The organism is Porphyromonas sp. C0041D3, assembly GCF_056590575.1.
Map to the genome: position 1 here is coordinate 1 of NZ_JBWPWJ010000002.1, position 13,282 is coordinate 13,282.

Here is a 13,282-nt window from a genome sequence, read left to right on the forward strand (position 1 = left end):
CCGGCTATGGGAAAAGTCTGGATCTCGCAGGGATTCATGTAGCCACATCGGACCACCTCCTTGGCTTCCGTCAGCTCAGGAGGATAATGGCTCTCATCGTCCTTCTCGTCCATATAGAGTCGGTAAACCCCGCACTCCTTTTTCACCTCCTTCAGCTCGAAGTCCCGAAGGATCTCCTCCGGGACAAAGCCGATATCAGCTCCCTTATCTCTGCTGTTTCCATAGCCTCTTAACAACTTCCTCATCTATCATCCATTGTCTCCTCAATAAAGGTAAGCTCTTTTCCACTCCCAGCACATCAAAATGCGAATTAGCCGTAGATTGCGGAATCTAAGATCGTGACGCTTACTTAGTAACGCAAGTGTCTCGCCCGTACAAACCATTTCGCGCAAGACTTTTAATTTGAATTTGTCGTCGTAGCTCCTCTGTTTCAGACCCGTTTTTTTGCTCTTCCGAGAGGTTTCTCCCGACTTTTTCGCTTCATTCTTGTTGTTCATTTTTTCTCCTCTATGTGTGTACTTTTCTATTGCACCACAGCTTTTGGTCTGCTAAAAAGTCGGGACACAAGAAAAAACAATCAATAAGTACCCGACTAAAGCAATAAAAACTCAGCCTGCGGAATTGAGGTGACAAGCAAAAGTTGTGAATAAAGAAATAAAAGAGTACATTCGTGGTAATGAAAATATGCTTTCATACAAAAAATAATTTAGCAATAGCCGTTTGTGAAACTTGGAATTATGAATTGCAGGGATAAAGTGCTTCAACACCTTGAGAGGTATAGAGTCAAAAGAATTAGTGAGTTTGGGACTGAAAAAGGAGAGTATGGAAAAGGATATTACTTTCATATTCTGCCTAAAAATGATGCAGATAAGAATATTATTGATCGAGGGTATCAAAACGATATTTTGGGTTTGCTGAAGTCTGAGAATATAAAGCGACATTATGGCTTTGCTAACTTAAATTCATCACAAGCAATGACACTCAATCTGTTTGGTCCGTTATGTGTGGAAAGAATCCTATCAACAGTAATACCACATATCCAAGATCAAGTACAGAGTGAGGCTTTGGTATATCAGTTTGAGAAGAAAGAAATGGACTTTTCTGAGATTGACTTTTACGTAGAGTCAGGGGATAAAAAGTTCTATCTTGAAGTAAAGTTCACGGAAAAAACTATAGGAACTAAAAGTCAATCACAACATAATGATGAAAGGTGGAATATATACTATAATGAGCCGATGAGGATAATTTTAAAAGATGAGTATAGGCCGTATGCGAGGAACATATTCTTTGATAAATATCAATTGTGGAGAAATGTACGTATGGTTAGTGATCCAGATAGTTTCGTATACTTTGTTTTTCCTCGCTTTCGTCGAGATTTAACTATAGAAGTCGAAGCTTCAAAACAATTTCTTCTTCCTAGTTTTGCAGATAAGGTCAAGGTCTTATATGTAGAAGATGTATGCAATACTATACTAAGTGAGTATTTAGATAATTGTAAGCTAATGGCACACTATACAGAGTTCCATGAGAAATATATCAGCGGAATAGACTGATTGCAAAACTAGGTGAGTTGTCTTATGAGTCCTATTTATAGGAAATAAAGCGAAAAAAGTGCTTTTGCAGTTCAAATAAGCATTCTGCATTACTCAATTTTTGGAATACTGCCTATGATCTTTTAGTGCCCTAGATTCCGCAAGCTGAGTGAGGGGCAAAAAAAGAAGGGTGAGTTATCTTTCGATTTCTCACCCTTTGTCGTTAGAAATTGTTACCTTTATCTTGTCGTAAATAAATGAATGACAATATCTAACACCCTATTAAGGCATAGCAATTATACAAGTAATTACTGAGGGAGCACATCAAAATGCGAATTAGCCCTTCTGTGCCACTCAGAAGCCTCCCCCCTCTGGTTGCTTTTTGGTCAAGGAATTGATATTGGGTATCTTTGGTTATCCACTAAGTGTTGTCATCTCAAAAAAAGATTATCACCATAAATCAATGAAAGGGAATTTGACCGACTACATGACTCTCCCAAGATTGAGCATAGCCTTTGTGGCACTTTTGGTTTTGTGGGCTTCATGCACGCATAGAGAAACGGGAGATGATCTTCTACAGCCGTACGAGCTGCGCTACAAGGCAAGCTTCCGATCGGTAGCTCTTACTTGGCAGAAAAATGATCAGATGGGAATCTTCTCACTCTCGGATGGTGTGGTCTTGGATGACAATATCCTATATACTTCAAGTGCGGGAGATGGTGTTTTCTTCTCCACATCACCAGTCCATCGATCGCCATCGTCCCCTCTTGAGATCATCGCGTACTATCCGTACACAGCAGAGGCTTCGCAGGGACAGATCCCGATGAACTATGCAGGTCAGGCGCAAGGAAAGGCTCCCGACTACTTCTATGGGAAGCTCTCCGACGTTACTTGGGTGGCGGAGCCGAGGGTTACCCTTAAGCGTATCAATGCTCTTCTGCAATTAGTAATCACTGCATCGCCGGACTTCGGTAACTTGTCGCATCTGGCTGTCGAGGCTGCTGATGTTCCTCTCTCAGCTTGCTTTGATCTGGTGTCAGACCAATTCCAGTCTCAGGGTGCGAGGGGTACACTTGATCTCGCTGTACGAGGTCGTCGCGCTCAAGCTGTGGCTGCAGCTGTGGTGGTGCCGGGCATTAACTATGGCGATCTGGCTGTGACCTTAAGTTTTGGTGGGCGCACAGTAAGGTGGCGTCCCTCTACTTATGTGGGGAAGGCGGGCGAAATGGCTACCTACCACCTGACCCTCTCCGGTAGTGGGAGCGGACTCTATGTACTCGAGACCAAAGGACCTGGTGAATTGTCTCAAGAGGCTCCCGAGGGTCCTATCGTGCTGACGCCGGACGGGCTGAAGGGCGAGCGCTACGATCCGTATGACCCAAAGTATGGCGCTAAGCCTATTGACCCGAGTGCCGGGATTGATCCTGTCCAGCCCTCACCGGTAGAGCCATCTGTCAAGGATAGTGAGGGTGGTGGCGTGCCAATAGATCCCAGTGCAGGCATCGACCCTCTCGCTCCGGCTGATATGGAACCCTCGATCAAGGAGGGAGATGAGCCCTCCAGTGGAGTGCCGATTGACCCGAGTGCGGGGGAAATCCTCCCTCTTAACCCCGGTGGTGACTTCACCGTCAAGGATCAGGATGCAGTACCTATTGATCCCTCCACTCCCGGGATCGATCCCACAGATCCGGATGAGCCCACGCCGGGAGTCGACCCCAATGACCCGCTTGGTAATGTCCGCCCCGGTGTGGTAGCGCAGTATCGAGAGGAGGCTGTGGCACAGAGTGCCAGACTGCTGGATCATGCCCTATTTGTTCGCCATATGGCGCCCGATGCATGGTTTACTGACGGAGGCGGTGGCACGAGGCGGAATTACTCCATTCTCTTTGATACAAAGTATCGTAGTCCCAGGTACGTTGCCTTCCCAATGTATCCAGGTGTAATAGGAAATACCAAGCGGTCCAATAGCTGGGACTACGATCCTGATCTCTCGAGATCCATTCAGCCTAACCTCTCCAAGTCTTATAAAACCCGTGGCTTGTCTCGAGGACATATGCTGTCTAGCGGGTCGAGAACAGCCTCCAGACCTCTGAATGAGACAACATTCTACTTCTCCAATATGCTTCCTCAGAATCAGTCTCAGAATGGCGGTCAGTGGCAACAGCTGGAGGGTAAGGAGCGCACTTGGGCTCAGCAGGTCTCCAAGTACGACACACTCTACGTAGTCTGCGGCCCGGTGTATAGCAGGGAGCCCCTACAGATGACCAAAGACCAAGATGGGAAGCAGATCCCGGTCCCGGATGCCACATACAAGGTCTTCCTCCGGCAGGAGAAGTCTACGGGCAACTGGCATAGCATTGGCTTCATTATGCCCAATAAAGCTCTCCCCGGTACGAAGTATAGTGATTACTCTGTGCCGGTCTCTGAGGTGGAGCGACAGACTGGGCTCCAGTTCTTCACCCACCTCCCGAAGGATAAGGCAGTGGGGGTGAAGTCGCAAAATGATCAGTCCCGCTGGAAGTAATCTCATCACGTCCCGAATCAGTATAAACGAATAGATAAATATGTCACGTCACACGATCTATCACACGCTACTTGTCGCAGTGTGCTTGCTCTCACTTGGGCTCTCCTCGTGCTGTCGGGGTCCGCAGTCCTGCTCGGCAGGCTGTGCTCCCGATGATGTCGAGGATCCGTATCTTATACGGTCCGGCAATCTCCGCTTGACAGGTATTCTCAAGGGCAACGACCTGCAGGCTGGCGCTCGCTGGCACGATCGTGATGCCATAGGTGTCACAGCGCTTCTTGATAGCAAGACACTGGTCTCTAATGTCAAGTATACTACGATGACATCCCTAGGAGGTCACTTCGTCGCTGCCAGGTCGGGCATTCGTCTGCCGGATGGTAAGAGTTATGAGTTGATTGCCTACTATCCATACACCGAGGAGCTTGCAGATGGGGAATATCTCCCCTTGACAACCACCTCTGCCCTCTACCTCTCTCGCCCTGTGACGGGAGTGGCTGCCGATCAGACTGAGACAGTCTTGGAGTTCTATCCCGTCCTCTCGGCTCTCAAGATTAGTCTCTCGGGCGTTGATCTCTCCGGTGCGAGACTGGAGCTGATCGGGGTAGCCCTGTCAGGTATGGTCAGTGTGAGGGATGGCTCGGTGACCATCGGGGAGAAGAAGGGTAGCTCCACTGCGTCCATCACTACCGATGGACCACTCTCCGGGAGTGCTGATCTGCATCTCCTCCCGGGTCAGAGCCTCAAGGGGATGACCCTGCGGATCTTCACCCGTGAGTATGTCTTCACTTTTCCAATCACTCAGGAGATCTTGCTCAAGAGTGGGACTCAGACTACCATAGAGCTGAAGCTGACGGATGGTGGTGATACCACCTCCGGCAAGATCACCACCTCGGAGGGCACCATCCTGCCGATGCAGGACGTGATCATTGACGCCGGCACCATATCAGTCGACTGAGTATCACACAAAAGAGGTTTTGACTGAGTATTTGCTTTTACTGCCAATCATAGAAAAAGGTATATATGTTTAGACGAAAATTAGTAGCGGCACTCTCGCTCATTCTTACTGTCTCCGGGGTCTCTCCGCTCTTGGCGCAGGAGGAGTCTCCCGATCCGGTCATCATCGGACGGGTAGTGGAGAGTGAGGGTGGTGATCCGGTCGCCGGTATACGTGTCCATCTGGAGCGGAGCGGTCTCTCGTGGATCACCTCTTCCGATGGGCGATTTAGGTTTGTCGTCCCCTCCACCGGGGTGGAGTACTTGAACCTATCAGGGAGTGATATTCTTGATCAGAGGATTGAGGTGACTATCTCCGACTATGGAGTTACGGACTTGGGAGATCTCCGGGTGCACGTGACTAAGATGGAGGCCGATCAGTCCCTCATCGGCATCGTCGATGCCTTGGAGGTGGGAGAGACGGGCAACGACCAGACGATTAGCCCCACGGTCGTCCTCTCCAATGACCTTTTTCTCAAGACTGCCGGCTTCCGCTTCTCCCAATTTCGCTACCGCAATAGAGGGTATGACAGCCGATATGAGCAGCGGTACATCAATGGCGTTGCCTTCAATGACTTAATACGTGGGGTCTTCAATTACTCCTCCATCGGGGCCATCAATGACCTTACGAGAAATGGTAATGTGATCAATTATGTAGGGCCATCGGACTTCTCCTTTGGCGACCTTGGAGGGTCACAAAATATCAATATGCGTCCCTCAAGCTACAGCCGAGAGGGTAAGCTGACACTCACTGGGACCAACCGCAATTACTATGCCCGGACGATGGTCAGTTACAATACCGGTCTGATGGACAGTGGCTGGGCTTTTACCGCTCTCCTCGGTGGTCGGTATGCCCATGAGGGGGTAGTGGAGGGCACTTTTTATAAAAATCTCTCCTATGCTCTCGGAGCAGAGTACCAGTGGGATGAGGGGCGTCAGGCACTCAGTCTGATCACCTTTGGCTCGCCGGTCCGTCGAGGTCAGCAGGGAGCCTCCGTCGATGAGGCGGTCCGTCTCGCAGGATGCTACAGCTATAATCCCAATTGGGGCTGGCAGAATGGCAAGAAGCGCAACTCTCGCATCGTCACCTCCTACGACCCCACCGCGATACTTACCTACGACTGGAAGCCCGATATGCTCACCAGCTGGACGACAGCGCTCGGGGTCCACTACAGTCACTACCAGAAGAGCTCCCTCGACTGGTTCAGTGGTGCTGATCCCCGCCCGGACTACTACCGCTATCTGCCCTCCTACTTTGCAGGAGCACCCGACGTACAGGACTACTATCGCTACCTGTGGCAGTCGAGGCGTATCTCTCAGATTAATTGGGATCAGCTCTATCAGATCAATGCGCTGAATAACCGGAATGGAGACGGCTCGGCAGTCTATATGGTACAGGGTCGCAACAATGACCTCTTTGAGGTCACTCTCAACTCAACCCTAAGTAAGCAGATCACATCTACCCTCAAGGTGACCGGTGGGGTAGGGTATCGCTTCGGTCAGGCAAGACAGTACCAGACGGTCGAGGACCTGATGGGTGCCCAGTATGCTCGCGATGTGGATAAGTTTGCTGAGCGGGACTTCCCCGGTGATCACGACAGGATCCAGAATGACCTCAATCGTGCGGACAGAAGAGTCTATGAGGGAGATGTCTTCGGCTACGACTACGGCTACGACCTGCACTCTGCTGAGGCGTGGGTGCAGAATAGCCATACCTGGGCTCACCTGGACCTCTACTATGGCGGTCGAATCGCCTACACGAATATGGTCCGTGAGGGGTATATGCGCAATGGTCGCTACCCTGATAGCTCTTATGGCAGAGGGCGCACCTACGGCTTTGTCACCGGGGATGCTAAGGTGGGCTTTACGTATAAGTTTAGTGGACACCATTTCCTCCTTGGTAATGCCGTCTACCAGTCACGCCCGCCATTAGTGTGGGATATGTACGTCAATCCTAACGTTACAGAGATCACTGTCGATGATGTCAAGCCCGTTTGTGATGCATCTGTCGATCTCAGTTACGTCTTCTCGACTCCTCGAGTGACGGGTCGACTTGGGCTCTTCTACACCAAGTTCTGGGACGATATGCGTAAGATCGCGTACTACAACGATGTGGAGCGGACGTTTGTTTACCACACCCTATACGATATGGAGAAGGTGCATCGTGGCATTGAGGCGGGCATCAGCGTCAAGGCTACAGACGCACTCAGTCTCGACCTCGTCGGTACTGTCTCCCAGTATTTCTACGCCAATGACCCGATGGGGGTTATGAACTCGACCAATGGTAAGATCGAGAATCGCGAGGAGAGGGTCTATATGAAGAATCTGTACATCGGAGGACGACCTCAGATGGTCGGCACCCTGGGTATCAATTACTTTGTTAACTATTGGTTCCTCAACTTCAATGTCAATGGCTTTGGGTACAACCACATAGATCCGGCACCTATCCGCCGACTTGCCTCCAGTTACATCGGTGTGCGCCCCGAGGGCGTCCCGGGGTATAATCCTGAGGAGTATGCAGCCTTCCGGAGCTTCACCACTCAGGAGCGCTTCAAGGGTGGATACACCCTTGATCTAAGCATCGGTAAGATCATCTACCTCCCCGGTCGTCAGAGGGTCAACCTCAATTTTTCCATCCAGAATCTCACCAATCGGAGGGACATCATCACCGGTGGGTACGAGCAGGGACGTGTCAATCTGAAATACCCCGAGCGCTTCGGCAATAAGCACTACTACATGCAGGGCATTAACCTCTTCTTTAATGCCGGCTACATCTTTTAATCACCAGACAATCCGAGATATACTACGATATGAAACAAGGACTAAAATTACTGGCACTCGCCGCAGCAGCTATCGTGACGATCTCGTCCTGTAGCGACCTGAAGTACGATGCACCGCTCCTCACTGAGCCTAAGGTGGAGGGTCTGACGCCCAATGTCACCATAGCTGAGCTCAAGAGAGAGTACTCTGACCTCGCTGATCGCACCTCTAAGGAGATCGAGTATGAGTATGTCCTCAAGGCGGTCGTCTCGGCCAACGACGTCTCCGGAAATATCTATAAGCAGATCTACATCCAGGATGAGACCGGAGGTATCGCTGTGAGTATCGATCAGAATGAGATCGCCGGGACCTATCCTGTGGGGCAGGAGGTCTTCATTGACCTCCATGGTCTTGCGATCAGTATGTATGGCGGTCAGCCGTCCATAGCTCATCCCACAGCTCAGAAAAATCGGATCCCCTTTGAGATCGTAAAGAAGAAGATGCTGCCCAACGGATGGCCCAATGCCGACCTCGTGCAGCCTAAGACTGTCAAGATCTCTGACCTCACCGATGATCTCGTGGGTCGCCTGATCCGCATTGACAATGTCTATTTTGAGCAGAAAGGTCAACCCTTTGCCCCAGCACAGGAGACTGTCAATCGTCTCGTTACTGACGCCAAGGGCGCATCAATCATTGTCCGTAATAGTGGTTATGCCGACTTTGCTGCCGACAAGCTACCTGAGGGTACCGGCTCGATCGTTGCGGTCCTCTCCAAGTTTGGCAACGACTACCAGCTCTTCCTCCGCTCTCGTGAGGATGTGATCGGCTTTGCGCCCGGTAACACCCCCCCTGATCCATCAGATAAAGGCGGTAGCGATACGCCGACACCCGAGACCGGGGGGGTGATCTTAGACGCCCCCTTCAGTAAGGATCTTGCACCCTTTGTGGCAGTAAGCGTCAAGGGCGAGCAGTCCTGGAGGATCAAGCACCAGAGCAATAAAACCACCGGTGAGGTTTATGACCACTTTGCTTTCATGAGCGGTCACGATGGCACCACCGGTCACGCCAACGAGGACTGGCTTATCTCTCCGCTCCTTGATCTGACCGGTGTCACCTCTGCGACCTTGACCTTCAAGCAGGCAATCAACTTTGCTACCTCCGCTACGATCAAGGAGTGTCATCAGCTAGTCGTCTCCACCGACTACAAGTCTGGCACACCCTCCTCCGCCACTTGGACCCCGGTCACCATTACACTGCCCGAGGGTAAGGGCTGGAAGTTTATGGACACCACGATAGACCTCCCCAAGTCCGTCCTCGGTCAGGGCGCCGTCCGCTTTGCCCTTAAGTACACCTCTCCTGATGGTCAGACCTCCTCGTGGGAGATCAAGGAGCTCAAGCTAAAGACTCTCGGAGGTGGCAAGGTAATCTCTGAGGGCTCCGGCTCTACAATAGACTCAATGAAGACAAAGAACTATGATATCGCCAACTAAGCCAAGGCTATCTCTCCTTGTGGGGATTCTCTTTCTCCTCACACTTACCACCTCTTGTGGCTCTTCGCGTCACTCAAGTGATCGGACCGCTACGTCAGAGACCAAGTATGAGGCTTATGCGGTCGCCTTCTATAATGTGGAGAATCTCTTCGATGCAGAGGACGATACTGACAACAAGGGGGATGATGAGTTTCTCCCCTCCGGTCCCTACAATTGGACCCAAGCGAAGTATGAGAAAAAGCTCCACAACATTGCCTCGGTGATTGCCCGGCTGGGGCGTGAGGTGACCCCCGCCGGACCGGCTATCATCGGTCTCGCTGAGGTGGAGAATAAGCGGGTCTGCGATGACCTCGTTTCTCGTCCGGAGATTGCCGATATGGGACTGCAGGTGATTGATGTCCCCTCACCCGACTGGCGAGGCATCGAGACGGCTCTGCTATACAACCCCAAGCTCTTCAAGGTCACCGACTACAAGGCCTACCATTATCCTGAGATCGACTTCCGCCCCGGCTACCGCACACGGGACCAGCTGCTTGTAAGCGGAGTGCTCGCCGGTGAACCCTTCCACGTGCTCGTCTGTCACTGGCCCTCTCGCTACGGAGGAAAGTCCTCCAGCATCTATCGTGAGACTGCCGCCAAGCTCTCCAAGCACATCGCGGACTCTCTATACAAAGACAACCCCAAGGCAAAGCTCATCATCATGGGGGACCTCAATGACGATCCGGTGGACAATAGTACCGCCAAAGTCCTGGGTGCCAAGCGTACTCCCGAGGAGGTTGGAGAGAGAGGATTCTTCAATGCCACCTGGGAGCCCTACGCCCAAGGTATAGGGACACTGACCTATCAAGGAAAGTGGAACCTCTTCGACCAGATGATCCTCACCGAGCCACTTCTTGACAACTCTCGGAAGTCGCTTAGCTTCTGGAGGGTGGAGATCTTCAATCGCTCCTTCCTCATTCGGCAGGAGGGCAGCCGTAAGGGGACACCGCACCGTACCTTTGAGGGAAACACCTTCATCAATGGCTACAGCGACCACCTCCCTGTGATCACCTACCTCGTCAAGGAACGGCAGTAGGGTAGCTCAACCTGATGCCCATCATAAGAGTGTATGCAGACGCATCGTCTGTGTACACTCTTTTTTTCTCTTGGATATAGTGTCATCCCCTTATTCCTCAGAGGTATTTCTATTACCGGTGTTAGTCGACACTAATACCGGTAGTAGTGCGCACTAATATCGGTATTAGAAAGAGGGCTGAGTCTAGTATAGTGGCCCTGCATGGCTCACCGACATCTTAGTCTCGGTGAGCTACTCTTTTCCTGACTATATGTAGCTAAAATCGTACATTTGTCCTACCAACCAGATACAGAAATTGCAGTATGAAACGAAATATAGAATGCCAAGTGGAGGGAATGATGTGCGAGGGATGCGCAAAGCATGTTCGTGAGGCTCTCGAGGGGCTCTCAGGTGTAGAGTCTGCAGAGGTCTCTCTTGAGGATGGTCGCATCTCAATCACCTACGATGATGAACTGACCGATACTAAGGAGCTTGAGGCTACTGTGCGTGATGCGGGCTACACTCTGGTGCTGCCCGGTGAGGATCCTGCGACTCCTAAGGGTGCCACTGCTCACCCCACCGATGAGCCCGAGGTGTCACAGAAGCGACTCTTCACCGTGACGGGGATGCACTGTGCCGCATGTGTAAGTGCCGTGCAGGAGCGGCTCCTCAAGACAAAGGGCGTGCGCGATGCGGAGGTCAATCTGATGGAGGGTCGGACACTCATCTCCTATGATGATCGAGAGACCTCTCCAGTCAAGCTTCGGGAGGCTGTACGGTCCATCGGTTACGATATGCTGATCGATGAGGACACAGAAGTACAGGACAGAGAGCTGATGAGCTCGCAAGAGAGAGCTCTTCGCCTTTTGCTGCGTAAGCTGGTCCTCACTGCCTTGCTGTCGATCCTTGCCATGGGTTTGATGATGACCCACGAGAGCATAGGTCTCTCTTCTAAGCTTACCTATATTCTCTCCTTTGCCATCGGAGCAATTATCTACATCTATGCTGCCGGGGATTACGTGCGTAGGGCGATGAAGCAGCTCACCAAGGGATCCTTCACGATGGACACCCTCATTGCCATAAGTACCACTGTCGCCTTTCTCTACAGCACCATCCGCTTCATTTTTGTAGAGGAGCCGGCACAGGTCGGGCTGATGCATACCTACTTCGATGTCATAGGGATGATTATGACCTTTATCCTCCTCGGTCGATACATTGAGGAGCGAGCCAAGAGACGGACTACTGACTCTCTCCGCAAGCTGATGTCCCTCGCTCCACAAGAGGCTATGGTGATGGTGGGTGAGAGCTTCGTCCGTCGCGATATTAAGGAACTGAGGATAGGGGATGAGGTCATGCTACGTAAGGGGGATCGGGTACCCGTGGACGGCATCCTCCTCTCAGAGGGTGCCTTTGACGAGAGCAGTATCACAGGCGAACCTATCCCGGTGGAGAAGGTGGCCGGAGATGAGGTCTTCTCAGGCTCTCTCTCTGTCGGCAGGGCTGCCATCATCCGTGCCACCAAGGTGGGGCGTAAAACACTTCTCGGCAGGATCATTGCTACCGTCCGTCGAGCGCAGGCAAGTAAGGCACCCATTCAGCGTATTGCAGATAGGATAGCATCGGTCTTTGTCCCTGCTGTGCTTTTCATCGCACTTCTTACTCTCTGCCTCTGGGGGTTCTGCTCTGACGCCCCGGAGCCTTGGCTTAGAGGACTGGATCATGCGATCAGCGTCCTGGTAATCGCCTGCCCCTGTGCCCTGGGGCTTGCGACTCCTACCGCCATCACCGTTGCCATGGGTAAGGCCTCTCGCAATGGTCTCCTCATCAAGGATGCTGTCGCTCTGGAGCAGCTGGGTAAGGTCACCGATGTCGTACTAGATAAGACAGGGACCATCACCATCGGACAGCCCAAGGTGGTCGATGCCAAGTGGACCACAGAGGACAACCATCTGCTGAAGTCGCTCTTGGTGCAAGCGGAGGAGAAGTCATCGCACCCGCTCGCGAGTGCGATCGTCTCTCGGTACGGTCATCGGGTGGAGGAGGATCTCCCCGTGGAGGTAAGGGAGACTGCTGGGGGAGGGATCGCCTTCGATTACAAGGGTAAGACTTATCGGGCAGGTCAGCGGCGATTTGTCGGCGATCCTGACTTGACTGAGGATATGCAGCAGCTGGAGAGCCTCCACCCGGATAGCACCCTTATCTATTACACCTGCGACGGAGAGCTGCTCGCACTGCTTGTCCTCGAGGATAAGCTGCATCCCGAGACTGAGATAGCTCTTAGTCGACTGAGAGAGCGGATCGGGGTAGAGCTACACCTCCTCTCGGGCGACACTCAGGCTCGGGTTGATACCATAGCAGCTCCCCTCGGCATTCAGAAGGCTCAGGGCGGCATGCTGCCCCTCGATAAGAAGAGCTATGTCGATGACCTGCGCAAGGATGGTAGGGTAGTTGCTATGGTGGGCGACGGGATCAATGACTCCCCGGCGCTTGCCTCTGCCGACCTTAGTATTGCTATGGGCAATGGCAGCGATATAGCGACGGACGTAGCACAGGTGACAGCCCTCGGCAACTCTCCCTTTGCTATCGAGCGCGCCATCCATCTCTCCAAGTCGACTATTCGAATCATCTATGAAAACTTCCTCTGGGCGTCCATCTACAATATTGTTGCAATCCCACTTGCTGCTGGACTATTCACCTCTGTGGTGATCGATCCGGCAGTGTCAGCCGCTGCGATGGCCTTCAGCTCCGTCCTAGTGGTGCTCAATTCGCTTCGACTCCGCTCAGTGCGACTGTGATCCTCCTTGGTATCAAGGTGTTTTACTAATAATAGGATCTAATAGGGCTCTGTGTGTTGCGGTAGCATTAATACGTCACGAAAAGAAGAACCAAAATCGGGGACGCAACACATTAGGCTATTAATTGCTACTTT

The 13,282-nt window shown here is 51.8% G+C and carries 7 protein-coding genes and 1 pseudogene; 7 read left to right on the plus strand and 1 reads right to left on the minus strand.

Annotation, left to right across the window (positions count from 1 at the left end):
- Window positions 1–245, minus strand: a pseudogene (locus tag AC1EKE_RS01270) (hypothetical protein); the annotation flags it as partial.
- A gap of 477 nt (window positions 246–722) precedes the next feature.
- Here AC1EKE_RS01270 and AC1EKE_RS01275 point away from each other — a divergent pair.
- The 7 genes from AC1EKE_RS01275 (at window position 723) to AC1EKE_RS01305 (ending at window position 13,148) form a co-directional block, all read left to right on the plus strand.
- Complete coding sequence (locus AC1EKE_RS01275; protein WP_480307688.1) at window positions 723–1,553, plus strand: PGN_0703 family putative restriction endonuclease; 831 nt, start codon at window positions 723–725, stop codon at window positions 1,551–1,553.
- 466 nt (window positions 1,554–2,019) lie between these two features.
- Window positions 2,020–4,056 carry a DNA/RNA non-specific endonuclease gene (locus AC1EKE_RS01280; protein ID WP_480307997.1) on the plus strand — a complete coding sequence of 679 codons (2,037 nt, stop codon included), beginning with the start codon at window positions 2,020–2,022 and terminating at the stop codon, window positions 4,054–4,056.
- 40 nt (window positions 4,057–4,096) lie between these two features.
- Window positions 4,097–5,011, plus strand: coding sequence for a fimbrillin family protein (locus AC1EKE_RS01285; RefSeq protein ID WP_480307690.1), 915 nt, complete (start codon window positions 4,097–4,099; stop codon window positions 5,009–5,011).
- Window positions 5,012–5,076: 65 nt separating this feature from the next.
- Window positions 5,077–7,830 carry a TonB-dependent receptor gene (locus AC1EKE_RS01290; RefSeq protein WP_480307691.1) on the plus strand — a complete coding sequence of 918 codons (2,754 nt, stop codon included), beginning with the start codon at window positions 5,077–5,079 and terminating at the stop codon, window positions 7,828–7,830.
- 29 nt (window positions 7,831–7,859) lie between these two features.
- The gene (locus tag AC1EKE_RS01295) at window positions 7,860–9,299 is read left to right on the plus strand and encodes a DUF5689 domain-containing protein (protein ID WP_480307693.1); all 1,440 of its coding nucleotides are present in this window, start codon (window positions 7,860–7,862) and stop codon (window positions 9,297–9,299) included.
- Window positions 9,283–10,374 (plus strand): endonuclease/exonuclease/phosphatase family protein, encoded by a 1,092-nt coding sequence (locus AC1EKE_RS01300; RefSeq protein WP_297126706.1) that lies wholly within the window; start codon window positions 9,283–9,285, stop codon window positions 10,372–10,374. The genes AC1EKE_RS01295 and AC1EKE_RS01300 overlap by 17 nt, the downstream gene beginning before the upstream one ends.
- A gap of 302 nt (window positions 10,375–10,676) precedes the next feature.
- Window positions 10,677–13,148, plus strand: coding sequence for a heavy metal translocating P-type ATPase (locus AC1EKE_RS01305; protein ID WP_297126703.1), 2,472 nt, complete (start codon window positions 10,677–10,679; stop codon window positions 13,146–13,148).
- Window positions 13,149–13,282 lie beyond the last annotated feature (134 nt).